Below are 25629 nucleotides of genomic sequence, written 5' to 3' on the forward strand. Positions count from 1 at the left end.
AGACCGCACTCCGACCACTCAAGGTGGTCCAGACCATTGACGCGTACACAACCTTGATGGAGTGTGGTCCCAAGGGGCAACCGGACCCCCGGAATCCCGCGAGCGCGGAGCTGACATGCGGTCAACAGCATCCAGAACGGTCATCACCTGGGCCGCCGTGGTCGCGGCCCTGGTCCTGTCGGTGTCGACCTCCGGGGGTGCCGCGGTCGCGGCCACGGCCCGGACCGCCATCTGCAACAAGTACTGCGACGCCCGGGACCCCGCGCTGTCCCCACAGGACCGGCAGCCGGTGTCCGCCGCCATCTACGGCCGGAACATCGTGCTGCACTTCGACGACACCGACGCCATGGGCTGGGCCTCGATCGGCAACGGGAACCCGGGCGACGAGGTGTGGTTGGACCGCTCCTTCGACGGCGGCCGCACCTGGAGCGCGGGCAGCAAGCTGGGCGACACCACGGTCCCCTCCGGCGCCGGCGGCTGGCGCACCCTGATGTACAACGTCGACGACTGGAACAACCTCGGCGTCGGCGCGCTGCGGGCCTGCGGCAAGGCCGGCGACCGCGCCGAGATCGCCTGCACCCCCTGGGCCCGCACCACCTGGAACGCCTACAGCCGCCCGACCGCGGCGGTGACCGCGCTGATGCAGTCCTACGACCTCGGCACCGGCCTGTTCGACACCACCGGCTGGTGGAACTCGGCCAATGCGCTGACCGCCGTCATCGACAACATCCGGGTCACCGGCATGCCCAGCTACCGGTACGCCATCGCCGACACCTACAACCTCGAACTGTCGGCCCAGGGCGGCAACTTCACCAACGACTACATCGACGACACCGGCTGGTGGGGCCTGGCCTGGGTGGACGCCTACGACCTGACCGGCGACAGCAGGTACCTGAACACCGCCCGCGCCGACGCCGACCACATGGCGCAGTACTGGGACTCGGTCTGCGGCGGCGGCGTGTGGTGGAGCACCGCGAAGACCTACAAGAACGCCATCGCCAACTCGCTCTACCTGGAGCTGAACGCCGCACTGCACAACCGCATCGCCGGTGACACCGCCTACCTCGGCCGGGCCAGCGCGGAGTGGTCCTGGTTCTCCGCCAGCGGCATGATCAACGGCTCCGACCTGGTGAACGACGGCCTGACCACCTCCAGCTGCGCCAACAACGGCCAGGCCGTCTGGTCCTACAACCAGGGCGTGCTGCTCGGCGGCCTGGCCGAGCTGTACCGGGCCACCGGCGACTCGACGCTGCTCACCCGGGGCCGGCAGCTTGGCGACGCGATGACCACGACCGCGTCGCTGAACTCCGGCGGGATCCTGCGCGACCCCTGCGAGAGCGGCGACTGCGGCGGCGACGGCCCCTCCTTCAAGGGCGCCGCCGTGCGCGGGCTCAACGCCTTCAACGCCCAGCTGTCCGACCACCCCTACACCGCCTACCTGCAGCGCCAGGCGGCAACCGCCTACGCCGACGACCGCAACCCGCTCGACGCCTACGGCCTGCACTGGTCCGGACCGCTGGACAGCACCGACGCCGCCCGCCAGCAGAGCGCCGTCGACCTGATGAACGCGGCCGGCTGAGCGCGGCGCGGTTCAGGCCCCGCCGGGCGCCAGCACGATGTCGAACCGGACCCGCGACCAGGTCATCTCCCCCAGGTCGCGGCCGTCCGGGGTGGGGGTGCCCGCGGCCTGTCCGGCGAAGTCCCGGACCAGCGACTCCTTGACGCCGAAGACGCTGTCGCTCTCCAGCCGGTCGTCACCGCGCACGAAGATGTGCGTCACCAGGGTCCGCAGCCCCTCCGCGCTCACCATGAAGTGCAGGTGCGAGGCGCGCATCGGTGAGCGCCCGGTGGCCTCCAGCATCTTCCCGACCGGGCCGTCGTACGGGATGGGGTAGGGCGTGGGGGTGACCGCCCAGAAGCGGTAGGACCCGTCGTCGGCGCTGAAGAGGTGTCCGCGCCCCGCCCTGCGGTCGTCGTCGTACTGCAGGTCGTAGCGGCCGTCCTCGTCGGCCTCCCAGACCTCGATCCGCGCTCCCGGCACCGGCTTGCCGCCGGTGTCGACCACCGTCCCCTCGACCCAGCAGGGCTGGCCCTTGGCACCGCCGGCGATGTCGCCGCCGAGCTGGACCAGCGGGGCGTCCTCGACGAAGAACGGGCCGAAGACGGTCGCCTCGGTGGCGTCGGCGTACGCCTCGTTGTTGATCGCGATGGTCTGCATCGACGCCCCGAGCGTGTCCGACAGCAGGATGAACTCCTGGCGCCGCTCGTCGGTGATGTGCCCGGCCGCGGTGAGGAACTCGATGCCCCGCTGCCACTCGTCCTCGCTCAGCCGCACCTCGCGCAGGAACGCGTGCAGGTGCCGGACCGCCGCCTGCATCAACTGCCTGAGCCGCGGGTCGGCGGTGCCGTCGAAGGACGCGAGGACGCGCGCGGTCAGCTCCGCCTCACGGGCCTGCTGCTCGGCGGAGACGACGGAGGCCGGCTCGCGGGTGTCCGGCTGGGAAGTGTCCGGCTCGGAGGTGTCCGTGCTCATCGGGGGTCTGCTCCTTCCCACGCCGCGTGCAGCAGGCGCGCAAGGTTGTCGGGGTCCACCGGGGTGGGGTTGTCGGCCGGCACGACCGGCAGGATCGCCTCGACCGCACCCGGCAGGTCGGCCTCCTGCAGACCGTAGTCGCGCAGGGCCGTCGGGGCGTCCAGTTCGGTGCGCAGCCGCCGCAGCCCCTCGACGGCCGACGCAGCGTCGAAGGCCGCGGCGATGCGCCGCTCGGCCTCGGGCGCGTTGGGCACGTTGAACGCCAGGACGTGCGGCAGGACGACGGCGTGCGTCTGCGCGTGCGGCAGGTCGTAGCGGCCGCCCAGGACGTGGCAGATCTTGTGGTGCAGACCGGAGCCGGCCGACGCGAAGGCCACCGCCGCCAGATAGGCGCCGTAGAGCGCGTACTCGCGCCCCTCCAGCCCGCGCGGGTCCGCGACCACCTGCGGCAGGCCGATGCGCAGGGCGCGGATGCCCTCGCCTGCCAGCGCCCGGTCGATGGGGTCGGCGCGCGGCGCCCACATCGAGTCCACGCAGTGCGCGAGCGCGTTGAGCCCCGAGGCGACGCTCATCGCCACCGGCAGGCCGAGCATCAGGCTCGCGTCGTAGACGATCGCGCGCGGCAGCACCCGGCCGTCCACCCCGGTGGTCTTCTTGGCCCCTTCGGTCAGCCCCCAGACGTTGGTGGCCTCCGACCCGGCGTAGGTCGTCGGCACCGCCACGATCGGCAGGCCCGTGGTCAGCGCCACGGCCTTGGCCAGCCCGGTGGTGGACCCGCCTCCGACGCAGACGATCGCGTCGACGTCATGGGCGGCGGCCACGGCCCGGGCCCGCTCGGCCACCTCGACCGGTACGTGCATCACCACCTCGTCATGGTGCACCACCACCGGCACACCGGCGGTGACGGACTCGGCGAGCCCGCGCTCGGAAGCGCCGGCGACGACCATCACCCGTCGGCTGCCGAGGCGCTCGACCTCCTCGGCGACGGCCCGCGCAGCCTCCCCCGATCCGAACAGCACCCGCTGGGCGAGTCCCTCGTGCTCGAAGCGCATGTCAGATCCCGTTCCGTCCCAGCACCGACGCCAGCGCGTCGTGCAGTTCCCGTTCCGCGTCGGCCGGCAGCGAGCCGGACCGCCAGGCGATGTGCTTGTCGGGCCGCACCAGCAGGGCGCCGGACTCCTCCACCTCGCGCAGCTTGGCCCAGTCGTAGTACAGGTCGGTGACCTCCCGGCCCGGGCCGATGACCACGGTCGTCAGCGGCACCCCGAGCTCGTGCGCCACCTTGTCGGCCGCAGCGGCCCAGGCCTCCCCCGCGACACCGGTGATCAGCGTGAAGCGGTCGTACGGCGCCAGGTCCATCATCGCGAACCGGCGCTTGTTGTCGCCCACCCAGGCGTGCGGCAGGTGTGAGCCGGGCACCGTCGACGCCTGGTAGTACAGGTCCGGGTCGCGGACCGGCTCGGGCGGTTCCGACCCGTCGGAGACGATCGCGGACGACCGGTAGAACTGGCCGAGCTCGACGCCGTGGGCGTTGAACTCGTAGTTCTTCAGCTCCATGGCCCGGACCAGCGCGGCGCGCTTGGCGGCGCCCTCGGGGGTGTTGGCCTTGCGCTCCTCGATCTGCTCGATCATCTCGGCCTCGCTCCTGGCCCCGGTGACGCCCAGCGCCACGAAGATGTCGACGAACTCACGACTCGACTCGTTGGCCCGTTTGACGATCCGTTCGGCGACCGGAGCGCGCTCGACCGAGTAGGTGTCGAGCAGCGAGGGGTCGGCCTGCCCGCGCAGCACGGCGGCGAGCTTCCAGACCAGGTTGTAGGAGTCCTGCACCGAGGTGTTGGAGCCCAGTCCGTTGCTCGGCGGGTGCCGGTGGATCGCGTCGCCGGCGCAGAACACCCGGCCGTTCTGCAGGTGCGTCGCGTACATCTCGTTGTTGCCCCACAGCGAGGTCCCGGTGATCTCGACCTCCAGCTCGGGCATGCCGAGCAGGTTGCGGACGATCTGCTGCGCGGCGGCCTCGTCGACGGTCGGCGGCTCGTCGTCGATGTCGTAGCCCCAGACGATCAGCCACTCGTTCCACGGCCGGACCATGCGGACCAGCCCGGCGCCGATGCCGCCCACGTTCGAGCCCGGCTGGACCACCCAGTACAGGACCGAGGGGCGGTGGCCCACGTAGGGCTCGATGTCGGCCTTGAAGGTGATGTTCATGGACCCGGCGATGTCCATCCGCCCCTGGTAGGGCAGGTCGATGTCGGCGGCGACCTTGGAGCGGGCGCCGTCGGCGCCGATCAGGTACCTGGCCCGGATGGTGTACTCGCTGCCGGTGAGCCGGTCCAGGACCCGCACGTCCACGCCCTCGGCGTCCTGGGTGTGCGAGAGGTACTCGGTGGAGAACCGCGCCTGGGTCCCGCGCACCGTGGCGTTCCTGACCAGGATGGGTTCCAGGTAGGTCTGTGGGATGTCCACGGTCAGGCACGGGGAGGCCAGCTGGTAGTCGGCCTCCCGGGCCGGGCTGGTGCCCCAGGTGCGGATCCGGCCGATCTCCTCGCCGGCGATCGAGGTGCAGAAGACCGTGTCGCCCACCAGCGCGTGGTCGGTGGCGTCGGCGAGCACCTGGTCCTCGATGCCCAGGTCCCGGAAGATCTCCATGGCCCGCTGGTTGGTGATGTGCGCACGGGGGGTGTTCGCCGTCCACCGGTACTTCGTGATCATGATGTTCGGGATCCCGAGGTGGGACAGGAACAGCGCCGCGGCCGAACCGGCCGGGCCGGAGCCGACGACCAGGACATCGGTCTCGACCACCCCCACCGGGATCTCGGTCTCGCTCTGACCGTCGTCGAACACAGGCATCGCGGCTCCGCCTTCCGCCAGGACCGGCGGCGCTGCCGGTCGGTGACTGACACTGTCGTGCGCCCTGACCGGATCCCGAAGCAGCGGGCCCGAAGTGGGCGGGAAACGACAGGCATGGCCGATCCGGACAGCCGCCGGGGTCAGCCGGTCGGGTCGGGCGCCATGGCTCGCGCCGCCACCGCCCGGCGGCGCAGGTCGGTGGCCCGCTCGCCGAAGCGGGCGGCGAAGGCCCGCGAGAAGTGGTCCGCCGAGGCGAAGCCGCAGGCGTGGGCGGTCTCGGCGACGGTCGTCGCCGAGGAGCCCGGCCTCTGCAGCATGGCATGCGCGGCCTCCAGCCGCCGTTCGAGGACGTACTTGGGCAGCGTGGTGCCCTCCCCGGCGAAGACCCGGGACAGGTGCCGGGTGCTGAGGCCGACCGCCGCCGCCACCTGCGGCGCCGACAGCCCGGGGTCGGCGAGGTGGATCCCGATGAAGGCGCGCGCGGCGGCGAGGTGGGCCGGCGACAGCCCGTCGCGGCCGCCGGTGGCCAGTGCCGCCACCAGTTCCAGCAGCACGCGCTCGTCGGCGGGCACCGGGTCGACGGCCCTGGCGGCGCGTCCGACCTGGCGCGCCAGCGCGCGGGCGTAGGGGCTGCCGCCGCTGCCGAAGTCGACCACCACCGGCTCGGCCGGCCGGCCCGTCCCGGTCACGGCGGCGAACACCTCGCGCGGGACCTTGACGACCAGTTCCTCGAGCCCGTTCGAGAAGCCGCGCAGGAACGGCTGGTCGGCGTCGCAGATCAGCAGCTGGCCCGGACGCACCACCCGGACCCCGTCCCGGTGGTAGAAGAACGCCTCGCCGACCAGGCTGAAGTACAGCGCGACCGCGTCGGCCGGCCGCCGCCGGATCACCTCGGCGTCCCGCTCCACCACGTGGGAGGTGCCGCGCACCCGGGCCAGGTGGACCTGGTCCAGCTGGAGGTTGAGCTCGGTGGCCTCCAGGACGGCCGCGTCGATGGTCCGGCAGCGCAGGCCGATCAGCGCATCGGCGTTGTGGCCCTCCCACAGCTCGATGCGCCGCTGCTCGGGCAGGCCGACCGTGGAGAACTCGACCGGTCGCGGCGCCTCGGCCGTGAGCTGCGTCATGACCACACCGTACCGCCGCTCACCCCGGCCGTACCGGTCGCGGCGGGGGCGTGCGGATCAGCCGCCGGCCAGCTCGTCGGTGGCGGTGCGACCGGCCGCGGCGGTGCGGTCGAGGAAGTCCGCGAGCAGGGCGAGCTCGGCCTCGCTGTAGCCGGAGCAGATCTCCTCCATGGCGCCGTTCATACCGGAGTACAGCTGCAGGATCTCGGCGTTGCGCTCGCGCAGCGGGCGCAGGACGACGGCGCGGCGGTCGGTGGTGTCGCGTTCCCGGGCGATCCAGCCGTGCTTCTGCAGGCGGTCCAGGATTCCGGTCAGGGTGGCCGGGTGCAGGCCGGCCAGCCGCCCCAGGGCGCTGGGGCTGAGCGGTCCGTGCCGGTTGATCAGGTCCAGGCAGTCCAGGTCGACGTCCTTGAGCGCCAGGCGCGAGCCGACCTGGTGGTTGAGCAGGGACAGCTGGATGCTCAGCTCGCGCAGCGACTCCCTGATGGCGGCCGTGCTCCGCCTGCGCCGGCGCGGCTCCGCCGACTCCGAAGATGCTACGGAATCCATATGATATGCTCCTCGTAATCTATGGCTTGCAGAGCACAACATACCCGCGCCGGATCCCGCGCACCCAGCCGAAGCCCCGTCCACCACTCCGGAAAGACAGGCTCGCCATGACCGCCACGCAGACCGGCGACATCGACTTCACCCTCATGTACGCCACCCACGACGCCTTCCGCCACGACCTGGACCGGCTGGCCCGGGAGTGCGCCGCCGGCCGGGCCGGCACCGGGTCCGTCCGCGCCGCCTGGCAGAACTTCGACCGCCAGCTCCGGCTGCACCACACCGTCGAGGACACCGTGCTGTGGCCGCGGGTGCTGGCCGCGGTCGCCGACCGGCCCCGGGACGCCGAGCTGATGCGGCAGATGGAGGCCGAACACGCCCTGCTGGACCCGGTGCTGGACGCGGTCGACACCGCGATGGCCCAGCGCTCGGCGGACCTGCCCGAACGCCTCCGGGAGCTGTCCACCGTGCTGGACGACCACACCAGGCACGAGGAGGAGGCCGCGCTCCCGCTGATCCAGTCCGTGCTGACCACAAAGGACTGGGACGCCTTCCGCCGCGCCATGGCCCGGCGCCAGGGCCCCCGCGGCGCCGCCGTCTACGTGCCCTGGATCCTCGACGCGGCCCGCCCCGCCGACCGCCCCCGCATCCTGGCCGCCTTCCCGCCGCCGGTCCGGCTGCTCAACCGCCTGCGCTGGGAACCGCGTTACCGGCGCCGGCTGCAGGCGGACTGAGCTGAGCCGGCCTGGTGGCGGCGGCCAGGCTGGGCTGGAGCCGGCGGGCGACGTCGACGTGGTCGCCGGTCCAGATCACCCGCACCGCGGTGGGCGTGGGCACGCCGCGGTCGTCGCTCAGGTCCTTGCGGACCGACTCGACCATGCGCGCCGCGCCGGCGGCGTCCAGCGGGACCGGACCGGGGACCGGCGCGTGCTGGTCCAAGCCGGCGGCCAGACCCCGGTACCAGTCGGTCACCCGGTCCGCCGTGCCCAGCACCTCCAGGCCGGCCCCGGTGCTCTCCACCTCGGCCCGCCCGGACTCGGCGTCGCGCCACAGCGAGACCACGGCGTCCGCCGCCAGCCGCAGCCCGACCACTCCGGTCACCAGAGTGGTCATCCCCGCCAGCGGCATCGACTTGGCGCCACGCTCGGCGAGGTAGCTGCGGAAGGCGTCGTCCAGCCTGCGGGCCGCAGCCGCCGCCTCCCGGCTCTCCGGCAGCGGCTGCACCAGCGGTCCTGGCCCCGACACCGGACGGCCGAGCGCGTACTCCACCGCTCCGGCCAGGTAGCCGGCGCCCGCGGTGTAGGCGTCGGCGAGCGCCCGGTCGACGGCGGCCGTGGCACCGCGCGGCCAGAAGAACAGCGCGACCACCACGCTGACCGCGCAGCCCAGGGCGATGTCCTGGATCCGCAGCAGCACGATGTGCCAGTCCGGGTTCAGGCCGATGTTGAACAGCACCACCAGGGTGACCGTGAAGGCCGCCTGCCCGGCCGTGAACGAGATCGCGGCCGGGGCGATCCCGGCGATCAGGATCGCCACCGGCAGCAGGAACCACAGCAGCGTCCCGTGATGGCCGATCAGTTGCAGCAGTGCGGCCCCGATCACCGAGCCGATCACCGTCCCGGCCACCGCCCGCACCGCGTTCTGACCGGTGTTCAGCGCGTTGGAGCGCAGCACCGACAGGGTGCCGAGACCCACCCAGAAGGAGTGCTGCACCGTCAGCACCTGAGCCAGGGTGACCGCGATGCCGAGGCCGACCGCGCCGCGCAGGCTGTTGTGCAGCCAGACCGAGCCCGGCTGCAGATGGGCCCGGGCCCGGTCCCGGGCCGCGGTCAGCGGGTTGATCAGGGCGCCGGGTTCGCGGCCCAGCAGCCGGTCGGGCCAGCTGCGCCGCTCGGCGGCCGCGGCCAGGGACACGTTGCCGGCGATCTGCAGGACGGCGAAGCCCACCTCCTGGGCCCGGAAGGACAGGTCCAGCGCGGCCACGAAGGTGTAGACCCCGGCCGTGCCGTTCTCCGTCGGCGGGTCCACCGGCAGCCGCGCGGTGGAGCTGAGCTCCATGGCGTCCATGGCCGAGCCCAGCACGGCGGCGGCCTGCTGCAGCGCCTCCGGGTCGCCGTGCAGGTCCCCGAGCAGGTCGGCCGCGCGGTCCAGGGCGTCGGCCGCCGCCCGGCGGACCTGGCGGGCGGCCGGGTCGCAGGCCGGGGGGTCGTCTGTGTAGTCGGCCCGGTCGCCCAGGATGGTGCTCAGCCAGGTCAGCTCGTCGACCAGCCGCACCAGCGCCCGGGAGGTCGTGGACAGGCCGGTGGGCCGGTAGGGGGTGGCGTCGAAGGCGCCGCGCAGCTCGGCCGCAGCGGCCGCGGCCTTCCGCGCCGAGGCCCGGCACTGCCCGGCGCGCGGCGCGTCGGCTCCCCCGGCCAACTGCGCGGCCTCGGTGCGCAGCTGGGCCGCCACGGTGCGGCAGACCCGCGCCGCCGGGCCGCTGAGCGGGTCCGCGGCCGGCCTCGGCCACAGCAGCGAGACCGCGAGCAGCGCCGCTCCTGCGGCCAGTCCGGCGCCGGCCAGCCGGTCCGGCAGCTGCGACAGCGGCACCGGTGTGGTCACCGGCAGCACGAAGGCGAGCAGCAGGGCGGTGGCGGTGCCGGCCAGCACCGAGCTGACCACCCCGGAGAACAGCACCAGGAAGGCCACGACGACGGTGACCACCACCGCGAGCCAGGTCACCCGGGCCGTCAGCGTGCCCAGGCAGATCAGTACCGCCCAGGCCACCGCGAGTCCGGCCTGGGCCCGCAGCCGCTGCACCATCGGGCCGGTGAACTCGACCAGCAGCAGCATCGAGAAGGAGCCGAACGCGGCGAAGCTCGCCATGGCAGGCGAGTGCAGCACCTGGGTGCAGAGCGCGAACAGGGCCGGCATGACGATCGCGGTGCGACCGGCCCGGCGCAGCGCCGCCAGCCCGGGATCGTGGGCGCGCAACCAGCGGACCGCCCGCGCGGGCCCGATCGGGCTCGGTGCCTCCATACGACCAGTCCACCTCCGGCTCGCCGGGACGGTCGACTGCCCCGTTGCCCCGTTGTCGACCAGTATCCGGCCGACCCTACCGCCGCGCCCGGCGGATGCGCATGCTCCCTCGTGGTGGACGGCGGTCGTCATGGCGGGAACAATGGGGGACGTCAAGTGAGTCGGCCGGTTCCGGAAGCCAGAGGGCTGAGCACCGTCATGTCGATCCAGTGGATGCGCACGGCCGTTGAGCTCACCTCGGGAGTCGCCGGCAACCCCTCCGAGCCCCAGGTGCTGCAGAGCCTGTGCGACCACTGCGTCGAACTGCTCGGCACGGTGACCGCTTGTGCCGTGCTGCTGGCGGACGGCGACGGGCGGCGGCTGCGGATCGCCACCGACACCAAGTCCGAGGAATGGTTGGCGGATCCGCTGCGTCGCAGCACTCCTCCGGATCGCTGGCTGGAGTTCCTGCGTTCCGCCGAGGACGTGTGCACGGTGGACCTGCGGGCCGCCGGAGCGGTCTGGCCGGACCTGGCCCCCGGCGCCGCCGTCCACGGCGCGGTCCTGGCCGTCCTGCTGACGTTGCGCCAGGAATCGCGTCCGGTGGGCGTCCTGCAGCTGCTCTGCACCGCGACTGGCCCCACCGCCACGGAACTGGAACTCACGCAGTCCCTGGCCGACGTCGTCATGGTGCACCTGGCCCGCGCCCGCCTGCTCCGGGAGAGCACCGAGACCGCCGAGCAGCTGCGCCACGCCCTGTACAGCCGGGTGGTGATCGAGCAGGCCAAGGGCATGCTGGCGGAGCGCTGGGACATCGACACCGATCTGGCCTTCCAGTGCCTTCGCGGCTACGCCCGGGAGCGGCGGATGCCGCTGCACGACCTGGCCCGTGACCTCGTGGAGCGGAGACTGCCCGGCATCGAGCCGACGCCTCCCGGCTGATCCTCCGGTCCGATCGGGGTCACGCCTGCCGGGGCCGGTCCGGGAAGTCCCGGAGCTCCAGGTCACCGGGCTCCTGGCCGGTCCGGACGACCTGGAGGGCGATTTCACGGAGCTTGACGTTCAGTCGCTGCGAGGCGCCGACCAGTTCGGCGAAGGCAGCCTCGGACCCGCTCCGGTGGCGTTCCATCAGGATGCCGGTGGCCTCACCGATCACCTGCCGGCCCTCCATGGACCGGTGCAGCGACTCCACCGCCAGCGCGCGCGACAGGGCCAGCCCGGCCTGGTCGGCGTAGACCGCGGCGAGCTGCGCCGCTTCGTCGTCGAAGGCACCGCGGCGTGCGGCATGCAGGTTCAGTGAGGCGCGCGGCCCTCGGGAGATGGCCAGCGTGCACGAGATCATGCTCACGATCCCCAGCCCCTTCGCGTGGGAGGCGAAGCCGGGCCAGCGCCGTTCGCTGTCCATGTCCTGGATGCGCAGCACCGTCGTCTCCCGAGCCGCCTCCAGGCACGGGCCCTCGCCGAGCTCGCCCTGCAACCGGTCCAGCTCCTGGACGACGGGGGCGGTGGCCGCCCGGCCCTGCAGGGCCCCGTCCCGCTCCAGCACGGTCACCCCGGCGAAGTCCGCGCCCGGCACGATCGAATGGGCCAGCGCCGCGACGGCCTCCAGGGTCCCGGCCACGCTCCCGGGCGCGTGCAGGGCCCGTGCCGTACGGCTCCACAGCACCGCGGCTGGAACGCCCGACTGCGGGGGGCGACTCACGGGCGTTCCCGTCTCCTACCGAGTGTGGTCGTGGCGACGGCTAGCCCGCCGTGGCCGCCAGCACCGTCGCGGCGTGCCCCGGCGTACGGCTCAGCTCGGCCGCCGTCTGGGTCAGCCCGGTCGCGTTCAGTTCCGCGTAGCGGAGCAGGCGCAGGAACGCCTCGTCCATGGTCAGCTGTCCGTGTTCGGCGAGCATGCCCTTGGCGCGCTCGATCATCGATCGGTCCGACAGGGCGTCCCTGACACTGGCCTGCACCGAGCGCACCGACGTGGTGCCGCTGCCGTGCTGCACGATCCCGAGCATGGCCAGGTCCGCCAGTGCCTGCACGGCCCGCAACTTGGCGGGCGGCGTCGGTCCGACCTCGGCGTGGAACAGGTTCAGCGCGCCCACGGTCCGTCCCTGCATCCGCAGGGGTAGCGCATCGGCCGAACGCACCCCCATCGCGGTGGCCCGGGGAACGAAGCGGGGCCAGCGGACGGCCGCCGCAGCCAGATCGGGTTCGTGCACCGACTGCCCCCCGGCATGGCACGCCACGCAGGGACCTTCCTCGTACTCCAGCTGGAAGCGCTCCAACCTGCGGACGTCCTCGCTGGAGTAGGCCACGTCACGCAGCCGGCCCTGCTGGTCCACCACCACGATTCCGGCGCCCACCGCGTCGCTGACCCGGACCGAGGCGCCGGCCAGCCGGTGCAGCAGGTCAGCCAGGTCGAAGTCGCTGACCAGTACCTCGGCCAAGTCCGCGAACACCTCGTTCAACTGCGCGTCGATCGGCACGGGCACCTCCACACCCCACGCTACGCCCTCCAATGGCCCGGACGGACAATGGCGACCGCTCACTTGTCCTCCGGGGAGAACCGTAGTCGCCGGTCGACGACGGCCTGCGCCACCTCGCCGATCATCAGGCCGTGGGCGAAGGCGTGAGCGCGCATCCGGGCCAGTGCCGGCTCGGGCTCCAGCCCCAGCTGCACCATCACCATGCCGACCGCTTGGTCCACCTCGACCTGGTCCCCCAGCGCCTCGTCGAGCCAGCGGGGCAGTCCCGCGTCGTCGACCGGCGCCGCGCTGCCCACCACGGCCAGCGCGACGGTGTCCACCGCCAGTCGGGCCTGGGTGTGCAGCTCGGGGTCCAGCCCGCCGGGCGCACGACGGTACAGGTCCAGCACGCCCAGCGGGACGTGCCCCAGGACCAGCGGGAAGGCGTAGACCGCGCGGAAGCCCTGGTCCTGCGGGTCGCGCGGGGAGGCCTGGGAGGCGAAGACCGGCCAGCGGACGTCGGGGTGCCGCAGATCCGCGGCCACCACGGTCTCCCGCTCGGCGAAGGCCGCGAGGGCGGGCCCTTCGCCCAGGGTGAACTGCAGCTCCTCCAGCCGCGCCACACCGGTGCTACTGGCCGAACGGGCCATCGGCCGCCCGGCCGTCGCCATCATGGCGATGGCGGCACCGTCCACGGGCAGGGTGCGCGCGCAGACCGCGCACAGGCGGTCGAGGACCCCCGTGCGGCCGCCCTGAGCCGCCAGGGTCAGTTCGCGCGCCATGCGCGCCAGCTCTCCCATGCCACCACCCGGTGCCGTCCGCGCGTCGACCGGGATCTGCGGAAACGGCGCACAGATCCAGTGGGCCCATCCTAGGGCCAAGTCCCCGCCGGGACCCGACCACTGCATCGCGACACAACTGTGCCGCTGTGGGCCCTTTCCGCGTCGCCCGCGGGGACTACCGTGTGCAGCATGGAGCAGGACCCCGTCTCGGCCATCGAACGAGCGCTCATCACCCTGGAATGGGTGCCGTCGCCCGAGGAGGCCTCCTTCGGCGCGGCGCTGATGCTGCGGCGCGATCGGCTGGAGGAGGAGTCCGTCCGACGCGGTCTGCCGCTCGTCGCGGACCTCGAGCCACTGTGGCTGACCCAGGTCCTGTCCGTGCAGTCGGACCTGGTGGACGAGCTCGACAGCCAGTTGCTCCCGGTGTGGCGCGTCCGGCTCGCTGTCAGCCCGATGCTGGCCCTGGTGCTGGCCTACATGGATGCCGCACGTCCCTTACTCCCTTATGCGCAGCGGCTCGTGACGGCCTGGCAGGAGGCGCCCCCGCCCGCTCCCGAGCCCGCCGAGATCCGACGGTGGGCCGCGGACCACGGACTGGGGGCCGAGGAGGCGGAGCGGCAGTTGCGGTGCAACGCCGTTCTCTTCTGGGAGGACTCCCAGCTGACCCAGGAGGAACTGGCGCAGGTCGCCCGTTGGGAGTTCCGGCTGATGCGGGTGAGTTCGGTGCTGGAGACCGCGGTGACCGGAGGATCGTGACCGCAGGCACACCGCGCGCAGGCACGCCGCGCAGGTCGCCGTCGCCGTCCCGGTTCACGGCCCGGGGACCAGCCGACGGTAGAAGCCGGTGAGCAGCAGCACCCTCCGCAGGTGCGCGGGGATCTCGACCAAGCGCAGCGGGACGCCCTGGTCGGCCGCCTGTCGCTGCACCGCGACGAACGCGGCCAGCCCGGAGGAGTCGCAGAACCGCACCAGCGCGGTGTCCACCTCGATCCGGCACACCCCGGGCTCCTGCAGCACCTCTGCGACGACCGTCCGCAGCCACGGCGCCGATACCAGGTCGATCTCCCCGACCAGCAGCAGCCGCGTGGTGTCGTGGAGCTGGACGACGACGATGTCCAGCAGGGGTGGTCGGGTCATGGCGCTGGTTGCGGACGCTGAACGGAGTGCGACACGAAAGCCTTCTCGGCCGAGTCCGGAACGCGGGCACACCGGTGCCGCGCTCCGGGAATCATCGGCTGCGCTGTCGAACCGTCCCGCCCTCAGTGTTCCACGCGGACGCGGCGCTGTGAAAGCCCGTCAGGCGTCGGCCGGTTCGCGCCAGGTCTGCTCCTCGTCCAGCAGCCGGTCGGCGATGCGCCGCATCGCGCCGTCCAGTTGCGCGCGGTCGGCCGGGTCGTCGCCGTCCCAGCCGTCCAGCTGGGTCCCGAGCCAGGCGAGCCACGCGGTGGTGAGCCGCTCGACCTCGGTGTGGCCGTCGGGCGTCAGCGAGAGCCGGTCGTCGTCCAGTCGGGCGTAGCCGGCCCGGGAGACCCCGGTGAAGGCCGGTTCCAGCACCTCGGCGGGCATGTGGTGGGCGCTGGCGACCTCGGTGACCGAGGTCCCGCCCCGGGCCCGGGTGCGCCAGTGGATCTGGCCCAGCGCCCAGGCCTGACCGGGTGTCAGCCGGGTGCCGGAATCGGCCAGGATCTGCCGGGCCGCCTGCGGGCCGGCCTTGCGCAGCACCCGGGAGACGGCGCGCTCCAGCTGCTGGTCCGAGTCGGTGCCGTCCGGGGCCGAGAAGCCGTCGCCGATGTCGCCGGCGCCGGCCCGGGAGCTGTCGCGCAGCGGGACCTCCTTGAGGAAGAGGGCGATGACGAAGCCGGCCAGGGCGACCAGGACCACCCACCGGAACACGAAGTTGATGGTGTCGGCGTAGGCGTCGATGATTGGGGCCGCCTTGTCCGGCGGAAGTGCGTGCAGCAGTTTGGGGCTGAGGGCCGCGGCCGGCGGCACGGTCGGGACCTTGGCCAGGGCCTTGGCCAGGTTGGGGGTGAACTGGTCGGTGTACAGGGTGCCGAACACCGCCGTGCCCACCGAGCTGCCGAGGGTGCGGAAGAAGGTGACGCCCGAGGTGGCGGTGCCCATCTCGTGGTAGGCGACGGTGTTCTGCACCGCGATGGTCAGCACCTGCATGGCGGAGCCAATGCCCAGACCCAGCACGAGCATGTAGAGCGACTCCAGCCACACCCCGGTGCCGCGCCCCATCGTGGACATCAGGAACAGGCCCACGGCCATCACCGCGGTGCCGACGATGGGGAAGATCTTGTAGCGTCCGGTGCGGCCCACCACCACCCCGGACACCATCGAGGTCGCCAGCAGGCCGCCCACCAGCGGCAGCGTCCGCACTCCGGACACGGTGGCCGAGACGCCGTCGACGAACTGCAGGTAGGTCGGCAGGTAGGTCATCGAGCCGAGCATGGCGAAGCCGACGATGAAGCTGAGCGCCGAGCAGACCGTGAACACCGGGTTGCGGAACAGGTGCATCGGCAGCATCGGCTCGGTCGCGCGGAGTTCGACGAACACGAAGGCCGTCAGCAGCAGCACCGAGGCGACGAACAGGCCGATGATGGTGGCCGAGCCCCAGGCGTACTCGTTGCCGCCCCAGGACAGGCCCAGGATCAGCGCCGAGGCGCCCAGCGCCACCAGCACGATCCCGGCGTAGTCGATCAGCGGCTTGGCCGCGGACCTGACCGAGGGGATGTAGCGGGCGGTCATCGCCAGCATCACCACCGCGACCGGGATGTTGACGTAGAAGCACCAGCGCCAGGACAGGTGGTCGGTGAACAGCCCGCCCAGGGTCGGGCCGAGCACGGTGGTCACGCCGAAGACCGCGCCCAGCGCTCCCTGGTACTTGCCGCGCTCGCGCAGCGGGATCACGTCCGCGATCAGCGCCTGCGCGGTGACCATCAGCCCGCCGCCGCCGATGCCCTGCACGGCGCGGGCGGCGATCAGCATCAGCATCCCGTTGGAGACGCCGGCGACCACCGAGCCCGCGACGAACACCACCGCGGCGATCTGGAACACCACCCGGCGGCCGAACAGGTCGCCGAACTTGCCGACCAGCACCGTGGAGACGGTCTCCGCCAGCAGGTACGCGGTCACCACCCAGGACATGTGCCCGCTGCCGCCGAGGTCGTCGACGATGGTGGGCAGCGCGGTGGACACAATGGTCTGGTCCAGGGCCGCGAGCAGCATCCCCAGCGTGATCGTCACGAAGATGACGTTCATCTGACGCCGGCTCAACGGCGCCCTCTCGGCCGCGGTCGCCGCAGCGACGGTAGTGGTCATCGCTCCACTATCGGGCCTGGCCCGGCTTCCGGACCCGGGACGTGCACCGGCGGCCCGGAACGTTCATCCCAATGGCAGGGCGGTGCCTCAGTCCGCGGGGCCGGAGGAGTCGCCGGGCTGGGGTGTGAGGCCCAGGCGCTGCTCGGCGGTCTCCCAGTCGGTCGCGATCGCCTTCTGGGCCGCGGCCAGGGTCACCTGTCCGTTGCAGATCGCGGTGTGCAGGCGGGTCTCCACCGCATCCTTGGGGTTGTTGGGCCCGGCTCCGGCCTTGTGGCCGGGAGAGGGCGGCTCCACCCAGAGGTTCCTGGGATCGTTGGGGTCGCCACCCAGCTGAAGACTGATCAGATGGTCGTACTCGGCGTCGTGGAGCGGGCCGGTGTAGCCGTAGGACTTGGCGTTGGCGGCCTTCTCCTTGTTGGTGATGCCCACCGGCGGTCGGATGGTGCCGGTGTAGCCGCCCTTGCGGCAGATGGTGGTCGCCAGCGTCGCCTGGGTGACCGCCGGGGACAGCGCGCCGGGGGTGCAGGCGGGGTCCGGCAGCGGCTGGCCGTGGTCGTACCCGACGTGGCAGGACCCGGCCGGCGGCTGGGCCTGGACCGTGTAGGTCTTCTGCGGCCCTGGCCCGTACGCCAGCGCGGCGCCGCTGTCCTGGTCGGCCGAGGTGCTGCCGGAGGCACTGCTACTGGGCCCGGCGGCGTCCACCGACACGCCGGAGTGGGCGTTGCAGCCGACCACGGCGGCCAGTGCGAACAGGACGGCGGCCCCGGCAAAGGGAGTACGACGGCGAATCACCTGAAACATCCTCACATATCGGGGCCCCGACGGGACCACCACCACGGTAGAGGACCAGCCGCCACCTGCACAGCAGCCGCTGAGACCGCGTCACCCGCGCGCCCTGGACCCATCTGGAGCAGGTTCCCGTAACCGGATCCGCCGCCCGCCGTTGCGTAGATCATGAAGAAGAACATGCTGGCCACAGCGGTGGTAGCGGCGGCGCTCGCCGCCGTCGCCGCCCCGATGGCCTCGACCGCCCGCGCCGACCAGTCGGCCGGATCGGTGTCCGCGAACCCGACCGGGACCGTCGCCAAGGACGGGACGGTCACCCTCTCCGGCACGTACCGCTGCTCGGCACCGGCCGACGGCGGCCCGGTGTTCGTGTCGAGTTCGGTGCAGACCGGCTCCGTGCAGCACAGCATCGGCGGCACCGCGGCCACCTGCGACGGCCTCGACCACACCTGGGTGAACCAGGGCCAGTCCGGGGACGGGACGACGCTGACCCCCGGTCCGGGCCAGGTCCAGGCGACGCTGATGCACCTGGACAGCAGCGGTGGACTCCCGCTGCCGGACATCATCGCCGCCGACCGCCACCAGGTCGACCTGCACCCCGCCAACGGCTGAGGCCCCCACCGGGCGCGGGGCCGCCCGGCGACGACACTGCCGTACGGACGGGCCGCCGCGGGCCCGTCCGTACGGCAGGTCGGTGCCGGCTAGGCCTTGGTCCACTTCTGGTTGCTGCCGCCGTTGCAGGTCCAGAGTTCGACCCCGGTGCCGTTGGCGCTGGCCCCGCCGCCGGTGACGTCCAGGCACAGGCCCGACTGCACCCCGGTGATGGTGCCGTTGGAGTTCAGGGTCCACTGCTGGTTGCTCTGACCGTTGCAGCTGTAGAGGTCGATCTTGGTCCCGGAGGTGGTGCCCTGGTTGAAGGCGTCCAGGCACAGTCCGAGCGTGCGCAGCGTCCCGCCGGAGTAGGTCCACTCCTGGTTGGGGCCGTGGTGGCAGTCCCAGATCTCCTGGAGGGTGCCGGGGGTGGTGTTGGAGTTGGGGTCGTCCAGGCAGCGTCCGGACGCGGTGCTGACGTACTCGGTGGCGGTGCTGGTCCCGGGCGGCGTGCGCAGCAGCTGCACCGCGCCGGGGCCGAGGTTGACGCTGTAGGTGCCGCTGATCGTGCCGATCGAGGAGCCGGTCCACAGGTCGGTGGCGGTGGGCGAGCCGGTGATGCCGGCGGCGGCCAGGTTGACGCTGACGGTCTGGCTGCTGCTGCCCGAGTAGTTGAACAGGCCGATGATCACGCTGCCGTCCGACTCGGTCTTGCTGAACACCTGCTGGTTGCCGTTGCTGACGATCCGGGAGGCGTCCACCGCGTCCTGGTCCACGGCCAGCACCGCGGTGTTCTTGAGGTAGCCGAGGTCGGTCGCGTCGAGGTGGGTCAGGTCGGTGCCCAGGATCAGCGGGGAGGCCGCCATCGCCCACAGGCTGAGCTGCGACTGCCGTTCCGGGGCGGTGAGCCCGTCGTTGGAGCCGTTGCCCACCTCGATCGAGTCGTAGTCGTTGAACGCCCCGGGGCCGCCGTAGGGCTGCCAGGCGGCGACCTGGGCGTAGCGCTGCTGGATGTTGCCCCAGTCGGTCAGCGGATAGCTGCTGCCGTTCGAACCGCAGTAGCACTCGACGTCCCCGCCGGTGCGCCAGCCGTTGGAGTACTGCGCCCAGGTGCCGGCGCTGCCGATGGCGAGGTTGTTGGACAGCTCCAGGTGGATCGGGCGTCCGGTCTGCTGCAGCGCGGCCGACCAGGCCTGCACGTCGCCGACGTCGCCGGTGCCGACGCCGTCGATCTTGACGTAGTCCACGCCCCAGGAGGCGAACTCATTGGCCCAGGAGTTGATGAACGCCTGCGCACCGGGCTTGCTGTAGTCGATCCCGACCATGCCGCCGCAGTTGTAGTTGTTCTCGGAGCTGGTGGTCGCGATGTCGTCGGCGTGGTAGCTGGTGCCCTGGATCGGGGTGTTCTGGGCGACGGCCTGCTTGGAGATGCCCGGGGTCACGTAGATCCCGAACTTCAGCCCGTCGGCGTGCACGTGGTTGGCGACCACGGCGATCCCGTCGGTGGAGCCGGACGGCGGGAACTTGGTGGTGTCGGTGGCCCACCGGCCGTACTGGTCCACCCCCGGGCCCTGGCTGCCGGGGCACTGGTAGTAGAAGTCGTCGATGTTGACGTACTGGTAGCCGATCGCCGCCAGCCCGCTGCTCTTCATCGCGTCGGCCTGGGCGTCGATCACCGCCGCGGTCGGCGCGGAGCGGACGTAGCTCCAACTGCTCCAGCCCAGTGCCGGGGTCTGGCCGACCCCGTTGTTCTCGGCCTGGGCCTGCGGCATCGGCAGCAGTGCCATCGCCAGTGCCGCCGCGCCCGCGGTCAACGCCGCGACCAACCTGCGGGCCCTTCGGTCGACGGTTCTGGGGATTCCTTGACGCATGAGTGTCTCCCGTCCTCGATTGTCATGTGCGAGGCGAGTGGCACTCAACTCCACAGCTGACGCAAAGTCAATATATGTTGCAGCCTGGTCGATCAAGCGCTCGGAATTGTTTGATTGTGGCTCGGCATTCGCACCAGAACACCGATGAGTTCCGGCCCGGCCGCGAGTCCACTCCCGTGGGTGCCGCAGAACACCGCCCGGCACCGGACACTCCACGGAGGACACCATGACAACCACCCCCGACGACCCGACCAGCACGCTGCCCGGCCACCCGCCCGTCGTCGACCTGGACTCCTGGCAGGCCGCCCGGGACGAGCTCCTGGTCCGCGAGAAGGCCCACACCCACGAGGGGGACGCGATCGCCGCGGCCCGCCGCCGGCTGCCCATGGTGGAGTTCGACGGGAAGGTCGAGGTGGTCGGCCCCGACGGCCCGGTCCCGTTCCTGGACCTGTTCCAGGGCCGCGACGAGCTCGTGGTCTACAAGCACATGTGGTGGGACGGCGCGCCGCACCAGGGCCAGTGCGAGGGCTGCACCTACGCGGCCTGGCACCTGAAGGACGCGGTCTACCTCAACGCCCGCGGCGTCTCGTTCGCCGTCCTGACCGCCGGCCGGTGGGAGGAGGTCGCTCCCTTCGTCGCCTTCATGGGCTACACCCAGCCCTGGTACTCGGTGCGCGACGTGGCACCCCCGGTCGGCGACAACATGGGAACCCTCACCTGCTTCCTGCGCGACGGCGAACGGGTGTTCCTCACCTACTCCACGACCGGCCGTGGCAACGAGGCGTTCATGGGGTCCTTCGCCCTGCTCGACATGACGCCCTACGGCCGCGGCGAGGCCTGGGAGGACAAGCCGGAGGGGTACCCGACCGAGGAACGCGGGGCCTGCTGGTACTGGCGCGCGGACGCGGACGGCAACCCCACCTGGGGCCCCACCGGCCGCCCGGTACCGCAGTGGACCCGCCCCGGCGCGACCCCGGCGGACACCCTCGGCCGACAGGGCCAGCACCACTGACACTCCGTCATCGAAAAACCTGGGGTCTTCTTTGGGACGCCTGTGCGCGATGGGACTGGGCAGGCGACCGGTATGGCTGAAGCACGCATCGAAGAGGACCCCGGGCGCATCGACCCGGACGACATGGCAGCGATCATCGGCGCCCTGGACTCCATCGCGGTCACCGCCGAGACCGAACCCTCCCCCACCACCGACACCGCACAGGACTGGACGCTGACGCTGCACTGGCTGCAGAACGGCCCGGTGTCCAGCGACACCGAGGCAGCGCTCCCACAGATCCTGACGCGGATCCGCGAGCACTACACCCTCAAGGGCGCCACCCCTCCGGCGCGCCTGGAACTGCACGACAGCGACCACCACATCCTGGCCACCGTCACCCCGCCCGGCGCTCCCTGACCCCCGTCGGGCCCGGTGCGCCGCGCAACCGCCTGCGGCGCGCCGGGCCCGACTGGAGGCGGCCGGTCCGGGTAGGCGCACGCGGAAGACGGCTACCGCACACCACGGTGAGCGGTCGTCAGCAGGCCGGCAGAAGGGGATGTGCGTGAAGCGCAGCAGGACAGCAACGGCGGTGACGTCGCTCCTGGTGGCGGGGCTGGTCGGCCTGACGGGCTGCCAGAAGCCGCTGGTAGGTGCAGCCCCGGCGCAGACCTCGCCGCCGGCCGCCGGCCAGGACGCAGTCAGCGGGTCCGCCGGCGCCGCCCTGAACCGCCTGCCGGTCCGTGCGGCCGGGACCATGAGCGGTTACAACCGACTGGCCTTCGGCGCCGCCTGGACCGACGACGTTGACGACGTGGACGGGCACAACGGCTGCGACACCCGCGACGACATCCTGGCCCTGTACCTGACCCGGATCACCTACCGCTCCGGTCACTGCATCGTCGCCTCCGGAACGCTGCACGACCCCTACACCGGCAGGACCATCGACTTCGTGCGCGGACCGAAGTCCACCGTCATCCAGATCGACCATGTGGTGGCCCTGGGCAACGCCTGGACCAGCGGCGCCTCCCGGCTGACCGCCACCCAGCGCAAGGACCTCGCCGAGGACCCCCTGGAACTGCTGCCCGTCGACGGCCCCACCAACGAGGCCAAGGGCGACGGCGACGCCTCGCAGTGGCTCCCCCCGCAGGCCGGCTACCACTGCTCCTACGTCGCCCGCCAGATCGCCGTCAAGACCAAGTACCACCTGTCGGTCACCGCACCGGAGAGGTCCGCGATGCAGCACGTCCTCACCACCTGCCCGAAGCAGGGCCTGCCCGTGGAACCCAGGTAGCGAAGCCCCCGACACCTCGCGCGATCGGCACCGCGTCGCGGACGACTACGCATAACTGACACACGTTCGGGCACACGCTTCGCGCGGGCGCCTCACACCCCCGCACCAGCGGCCCTCCGCCGCCCCGCCCGTGGGCCCGGAGGGCCGCGCCCGGACCTGACCGCGGTTCAAGAAGCGCGCAGCGCTTCGTCGAAGGCGGCGCGGTGGGTGTGGGTGTGGGCGTGTTCGCGGTGGGACCAGGCGACCCGTTCGGCGATCTGGGCGCTGGTGGCGGGCGTCGGACCGGTTGCGTCGCGGCGGTCCTGCCACCAGCGGGCGTTGCGGAGTTGGCTGTCGAGGACCGCGTCCGGCAGCAGGCGGCGCTCGGGAGCGGTCAGCCCGTAGGCGTCGGCCAGCAGCCGCACCTGGGCGGCCTGGGCGTGGGCGGGCGGGGCGGTGGGCCTGGAGCTGATGCACCAGGTCCAGGCCAGGTAGCCGACATCGGTCAGGGCTTCGCCGGGCGCGGCCTGGTCGTAGTCGATGAACGCGACGGGACGGCCCTCGCGGAAGACGCAGTTGTTGGGTCCCGGATCGCCGTGGCAGACCAGCGGTTGGGGTGCGGCCAGGCTGCTGCCGCGGGTGGCGTCGTGCAGCGCCCGCAGCAGCGTGCCGGCGGCGGCGACCTGCCCGTCGGTCCAGGTCCGGAACCGCTCCGGGACGTGGCTGGGCAGGTAGCTGAGGATGTCACGGCCCTGCTGGTCGCGGCCCAGGTGGCGCGGCGCACCGTCGAAGCCCTGACGCTCCAGGTGCCGCAGCAGGTCCGCGACGAATCCGGAGGCCGCCGAGGCCGGCCGGCGTACCGTGTCGCCGACGCGCACCACGCCCGGGGTGATCCGACCGCCCGACAGCGCTACTTCGGCTTCCACGGCCCCATCATGCACCGGCCCGGCATCGGCCCATGCCGGCCCTTTCGTCCAGCGCCCCGAGACTGCCTCGGCGCCGGCGGCCACCGGCGGGCCGGGCTCACCGCCGGGCGCGCTGGACGGCGTCACCGAGCGTGAGCGGGAGGTGCTCACCCCGGTCGGCCGGGGCCTGTCCAACGGCGAGATCGCCACGGAGCTGTTCATCAGTCCGGCCACCGCCAAGGCCCATGAGGCCGAGCCGCCGCGCCGCGGATCCGGTGACTCTGCGGCTCCGACTTGTTGGCCCGCACCGGCGGGGTCAGGCTGATCTCATGCAGCCAGGGAGCCGAGCCAACGGAGCGCAGCCATGAAGCGGCCCGCCGACCTCGCGGCGGGTCCCGATCTGGTGGCCGACATGTTCGCGCACGCGCCGGTGCTCTTCGCCCTGCTCAGCGGTCCCGAGCATCTGCTCACGGGGGCCAACGACGCCTTCTTCGAGGCCATCGGGGTGGGGCGGGACCGCCGGCTGCTGGGCCGTCCGATCGTGGAGGTCGTGCCCGAGCTGGTGCACCAGGGGCTGACCGGCCTGGTCGACGGGGTCTACCGGGACGGCGCACCGTTCGTGGCGCACACCGCCGAGGTCCTGCTCGGACCGACCGGCAAGTCACGGCTGCGGTACTTCGACTTCAGCCTGGAACCACGTCTGGACCAGACCGGGCAGATCCAGGGCGTGGTCTTCGTCGCCGTGGACGTCACCCGCCAGCGCGCCGCCCACAAGATGGCCGCCGAGCAGCAGGTGCTGCTGGAACAGATCGCCCGGGACGCGCCGCTGGCCGAGGTCCTGGACGGCATGTGCCGCGCCATCGAGAAGATCTCGCCCAAGGTGCTCAGTTCGGTGCTGCTGCTGGACCCGTCGGGGCAGCGGTTGGTGCACGGGGCCGCCCCCAGCCTGCCCGACTTCTACAACGAGGCCATCGACGGCAGCCCGATCGGTCCGGTGGAGGGCTCCTGCGGCACCGCCGCGTACCGGCGCGAGATGGTGGTGGTCGACGACATCGCCACCGATCCGCTGTGGGCCTCCTACCTGGATCTGGCCAAGCGGGCCGGGCTCGCGGCCTGCTGGTCCTCGCCCATCATCTCCAGCTCCGGTGAACTGCTGGGCACCTTCGCCATGTACCACCGCACGCCGCAGCTGCTGCGCGAGGACGACCTGGACCTCAGCATCGTCTTCACCCGCACCGCCGCCCTGGCCATCGAGCGCCACCGGGCCGAGCAGGCGCGGCGCCGGGCGCACGAGAGCGAGCAGGCGCTGAGCTCCGACCTGGCGTTCGTGCTGGAGACCAGCACCGCGGTCAGCGAGGAGGCCCACTACCCGCAGAACCTGCAGCGGCTGGCCCGGCTGGCGGTGCCGGCCCTGGGGCCGGTCTGCGTCATCGACGTGCTGGAGGGCGGCCGGATCCGCCGGGTTGCCGTCGCGGTGGCGCCGAACCTGCCGGAACGGGTCGAGGCGCTGCTGGCGGCCGAGGAGCCGGGGCGGCTGGGGGCGTCCCCGGTGGGACGGGTGCTGGCCGGCGGTGCCGGCGAGACGGTGACCTCCGCTCCCCCGGGGCCGTGGCAGGAGCTGGGCCTGCCCATCACCGCGCAGGTCTGCGTCCCGCTCACCGCCCGCGGGCACACCTTCGGCGTGCTCAGCCTGGCGGCCACCGCCGACCGGCCGCTGGACGACCGCACCATCGCCCTGGCCGAGGAGCTCGCCCGCACCGCCGCGGCCGGCGCCGAGACCACCCGCCAGCACGACCAGCGGGCCCGGCTGGCCCGCGACCTGCAGGCGGGGCTGCTGCTGGCCGCGCTGCCCGAGGTGCCGGGGGCGCAGCTGGCCGCCTCCTACCGGCCCGCGGGCGAGGGGCTGGACATCGGCGGCGACTTCTACGACGTCTTCCCGCTGCCCGGCGACTGGTGGGGGCTGGTCATCGGGGACGTCTGCGGCCGCGGCGCCTACGCGGCGACCACCACCGCGCTGGTGCGCAACACCGCCCGCGCGGTGGCCCCGCTGCTGGCCACCCCGAGCGCGGTGGCGGAGGCGATCAACGACGCCCTGCTGGCCCGGGCGGACGGCGGCGAGAGCTTCGTCACCCTGATCTACGCCGAACTGCGGCGCACCCGCGACGGGATCGCGGTGAGCATGGTGCGGGCCGGGCACCCGCCGCCGCTGCTGCGCCGCGCCGACGGCACCGTCAGCAGTCCCAGCCCGGCCGGCCAGCTGCTCGGGGTCTCCTCCGACCCGGAGCTGGTGCTGGAGGTGTTCACCGTGGACGACGGGGACAGCCTGGTGCTGGTGACCGACGGGATCCTGGAGGCCCGCGACCCGGCCGGCACGTTCTTCGGGGAGGAGCGCCTGGCCGAGGCCCTGCGCGCGACCGCCGGGGTCACCGACGCGCAGCAGATCCTGGACGCGGTCACCGACGCCGTCGACGCCTTCACCGGCGGCTTCACCGACGACGACCAGGCCGCGCTGGTCCTGGTCGCCCGGCAGCTGCGCTGACCGCCGGGATCCGTACGTACACGACCCCCCGGGGTCGGGGCGCGGTGCGGTCGGATGAGAG

The 25629-nt window shown here is 72.5% G+C and carries 24 protein-coding genes; 10 read left to right on the forward strand and 14 right to left on the reverse strand.

Features of this window, described 5'->3' with window-relative positions; all coding sequences use genetic code 11:
* The first annotated feature begins 115 nt into the window (after window positions 1-115).
* The gene (locus tag IF29_RS0110630) at window positions 116-1579 is read left to right on the forward strand and encodes a glycoside hydrolase family 76 protein (RefSeq protein WP_030252713.1); all 1464 of its coding nucleotides are present in this window, start codon (window positions 116-118) and stop codon (window positions 1577-1579) included.
* 12 nt (window positions 1580-1591) lie between these two features.
* Here the strand turns inward: IF29_RS0110630 and IF29_RS0110635 are convergent, their stop codons facing one another.
* The 5 genes from IF29_RS0110635 to IF29_RS0110655 form a co-directional block, all read right to left on the reverse strand.
* Window positions 1592-2533, reverse strand: coding sequence for an intradiol ring-cleavage dioxygenase (locus IF29_RS0110635; RefSeq protein ID WP_030252715.1), 942 nt, complete (start codon window positions 2531-2533; stop codon window positions 1592-1594).
* Window positions 2530-3585 carry a maleylacetate reductase gene (locus IF29_RS0110640; protein ID WP_030252717.1) on the reverse strand — a complete coding sequence of 352 codons (1056 nt, stop codon included), beginning with the start codon at window positions 3583-3585 and terminating at the stop codon, window positions 2530-2532. Before IF29_RS0110640 ends, IF29_RS0110635 begins: the two co-directional genes overlap by 4 nt.
* A 1-nt stretch (window position 3586) precedes the next feature.
* Complete coding sequence (locus IF29_RS0110645; RefSeq protein WP_030252719.1) at window positions 3587-5383, reverse strand: FAD-dependent oxidoreductase; 1797 nt, start codon at window positions 5381-5383, stop codon at window positions 3587-3589.
* A 140-nt stretch (window positions 5384-5523) separates the two neighbouring features.
* Complete coding sequence (locus IF29_RS0110650; protein ID WP_030252721.1) at window positions 5524-6507, reverse strand: AraC family transcriptional regulator; 984 nt, start codon at window positions 6505-6507, stop codon at window positions 5524-5526.
* Between the two features lie 57 nt (window positions 6508-6564).
* Window positions 6565-7056 (reverse strand): MarR family transcriptional regulator, encoded by a 492-nt coding sequence (locus IF29_RS0110655; RefSeq protein WP_030252724.1) that lies wholly within the window; start codon window positions 7054-7056, stop codon window positions 6565-6567.
* A 107-nt stretch (window positions 7057-7163) separates the two neighbouring features.
* Between IF29_RS0110655 and IF29_RS0110660 the strand changes: the two genes are divergently transcribed.
* Entirely contained in the window at window positions 7164-7787 is a 624-nt protein-coding gene (locus IF29_RS0110660) for a hemerythrin domain-containing protein (protein ID WP_030252726.1), read from the forward strand.
* Here the strand turns inward: IF29_RS0110660 and IF29_RS0110665 are convergent.
* Window positions 7735-10071, reverse strand: a complete 2337-nt coding sequence (locus IF29_RS0110665; protein WP_051725153.1) for an FUSC family protein — start codon at window positions 10069-10071, stop codon at window positions 7735-7737. The genes IF29_RS0110660 and IF29_RS0110665 overlap by 53 nt on opposite strands.
* A gap of 198 nt (window positions 10072-10269) precedes the next feature.
* Here IF29_RS0110665 and IF29_RS43385 point away from each other — a divergent pair, with 198 nt between their 5' ends.
* On the forward strand, window positions 10270-10992 hold the full coding sequence (locus tag IF29_RS43385) for a GAF and ANTAR domain-containing protein (RefSeq protein WP_030252729.1): 723 nt from the start codon (window positions 10270-10272) through the stop codon (window positions 10990-10992).
* A 19-nt stretch (window positions 10993-11011) separates the two neighbouring features.
* Here the strand turns inward: IF29_RS43385 and IF29_RS0110675 are convergent, their stop codons facing one another.
* Genes IF29_RS0110675 through IF29_RS0110685 form a run of 3 tightly spaced genes read right to left on the reverse strand, consistent with a single transcriptional unit; the run spans window position 11012 to window position 13288 of the window.
* Complete coding sequence (locus IF29_RS0110675; RefSeq protein WP_063757471.1) at window positions 11012-11752, reverse strand: GAF and ANTAR domain-containing protein; 741 nt, start codon at window positions 11750-11752, stop codon at window positions 11012-11014.
* A gap of 40 nt (window positions 11753-11792) precedes the next feature.
* Complete coding sequence (locus IF29_RS0110680) at window positions 11793-12527, reverse strand: GAF and ANTAR domain-containing protein (RefSeq protein WP_063757477.1); 735 nt, start codon at window positions 12525-12527, stop codon at window positions 11793-11795.
* Window positions 12528-12586: 59 nt separating this feature from the next.
* Window positions 12587-13288 (reverse strand): GAF and ANTAR domain-containing protein, encoded by a 702-nt coding sequence (locus IF29_RS0110685; RefSeq protein WP_030252735.1) that lies wholly within the window; start codon window positions 13286-13288, stop codon window positions 12587-12589.
* Window positions 13289-13477: 189 nt separating this feature from the next.
* Between IF29_RS0110685 and IF29_RS0110690 the strand changes: the two genes are divergently transcribed.
* Window positions 13478-14044: a hypothetical protein gene (locus IF29_RS0110690; protein ID WP_030252737.1), complete on the forward strand. Its 567-nt coding sequence runs from the start codon at window positions 13478-13480 to the stop codon at window positions 14042-14044.
* Window positions 14045-14098: 54 nt separating this feature from the next.
* Here the strand turns inward: IF29_RS0110690 and IF29_RS0110695 are convergent, their stop codons facing one another.
* From IF29_RS0110695 to IF29_RS0110705, 3 genes are all read right to left on the reverse strand, one after another.
* Window positions 14099-14425 (reverse strand): STAS domain-containing protein, encoded by a 327-nt coding sequence (locus tag IF29_RS0110695; RefSeq protein WP_030252739.1) that lies wholly within the window; start codon window positions 14423-14425, stop codon window positions 14099-14101.
* Window positions 14426-14584: 159 nt separating this feature from the next.
* The gene (locus IF29_RS0110700; RefSeq protein ID WP_030252741.1) at window positions 14585-16615 is read right to left on the reverse strand and encodes an MFS transporter; all 2031 of its coding nucleotides are present in this window, start codon (window positions 16613-16615) and stop codon (window positions 14585-14587) included.
* An 87-nt stretch (window positions 16616-16702) separates the two neighbouring features.
* Window positions 16703-17416 carry a hypothetical protein gene (locus IF29_RS0110705; protein WP_051725156.1) on the reverse strand — a complete coding sequence of 238 codons (714 nt, stop codon included), beginning with the start codon at window positions 17414-17416 and terminating at the stop codon, window positions 16703-16705.
* Window positions 17417-17569: 153 nt separating this feature from the next.
* On the opposite strand from IF29_RS0110705, the gene IF29_RS0110710 reads away from it, so the two are divergent.
* The gene (locus IF29_RS0110710; protein ID WP_030252743.1) at window positions 17570-18013 is read left to right on the forward strand and encodes a DUF6299 family protein; all 444 of its coding nucleotides are present in this window, start codon (window positions 17570-17572) and stop codon (window positions 18011-18013) included.
* Window positions 18014-18102: 89 nt separating this feature from the next.
* Here IF29_RS0110710 and IF29_RS41740 read toward each other — a convergent pair whose 3' ends face one another.
* Window positions 18103-19863 (reverse strand): glycoside hydrolase family 27 protein, encoded by a 1761-nt coding sequence (locus tag IF29_RS41740; RefSeq protein WP_084713900.1) that lies wholly within the window; start codon window positions 19861-19863, stop codon window positions 18103-18105.
* A gap of 226 nt (window positions 19864-20089) precedes the next feature.
* Between IF29_RS41740 and IF29_RS0110720 the strand changes: the two genes are divergently transcribed.
* The 3 genes from IF29_RS0110720 (at window position 20090) to IF29_RS0110730 (ending at window position 22145) form a co-directional block, all read left to right on the forward strand.
* A complete protein-coding gene (locus IF29_RS0110720) occupies window positions 20090-20875 on the forward strand; it encodes a DUF899 domain-containing protein (protein WP_030252745.1) in 786 nt (261 codons plus the stop codon).
* Window positions 20876-20947: 72 nt separating this feature from the next.
* Window positions 20948-21271 carry a hypothetical protein gene (locus IF29_RS0110725; protein ID WP_030252749.1) on the forward strand — a complete coding sequence of 108 codons (324 nt, stop codon included), beginning with the start codon at window positions 20948-20950 and terminating at the stop codon, window positions 21269-21271.
* A gap of 145 nt (window positions 21272-21416) precedes the next feature.
* The gene (locus IF29_RS0110730; RefSeq protein WP_232242096.1) at window positions 21417-22145 is read left to right on the forward strand and encodes an HNH endonuclease family protein; all 729 of its coding nucleotides are present in this window, start codon (window positions 21417-21419) and stop codon (window positions 22143-22145) included.
* A gap of 167 nt (window positions 22146-22312) precedes the next feature.
* On the opposite strand, the gene IF29_RS0110735 is transcribed toward IF29_RS0110730, so the two are convergent.
* Window positions 22313-23050, reverse strand: coding sequence for a phosphotransferase (locus IF29_RS0110735; protein WP_030252755.1), 738 nt, complete (start codon window positions 23048-23050; stop codon window positions 22313-22315).
* On the opposite strand from IF29_RS0110735, the gene IF29_RS48940 reads away from it, so the two are divergent.
* Together IF29_RS48940 and IF29_RS43390 are read left to right on the forward strand one after the other, a co-directional pair.
* On the forward strand, window positions 23013-23354 hold the full coding sequence (locus IF29_RS48940) for a response regulator transcription factor (protein ID WP_408640810.1): 342 nt from the start codon (window positions 23013-23015) through the stop codon (window positions 23352-23354). The two genes, IF29_RS0110735 and IF29_RS48940, sit on opposite strands and share 38 nt — an antisense overlap.
* A gap of 39 nt (window positions 23355-23393) precedes the next feature.
* The gene (locus IF29_RS43390) at window positions 23394-25568 is read left to right on the forward strand and encodes a SpoIIE family protein phosphatase (protein ID WP_084713903.1); all 2175 of its coding nucleotides are present in this window, start codon (window positions 23394-23396) and stop codon (window positions 25566-25568) included.
* The last annotated feature ends 61 nt before the right edge of the window (window positions 25569-25629 follow it).

This window comes from Streptacidiphilus jeojiense, from assembly GCF_000719095.1.
GTDB lineage: Bacteria > Actinomycetota > Actinomycetes > Streptomycetales > Streptomycetaceae > Streptacidiphilus > Streptacidiphilus jeojiensis.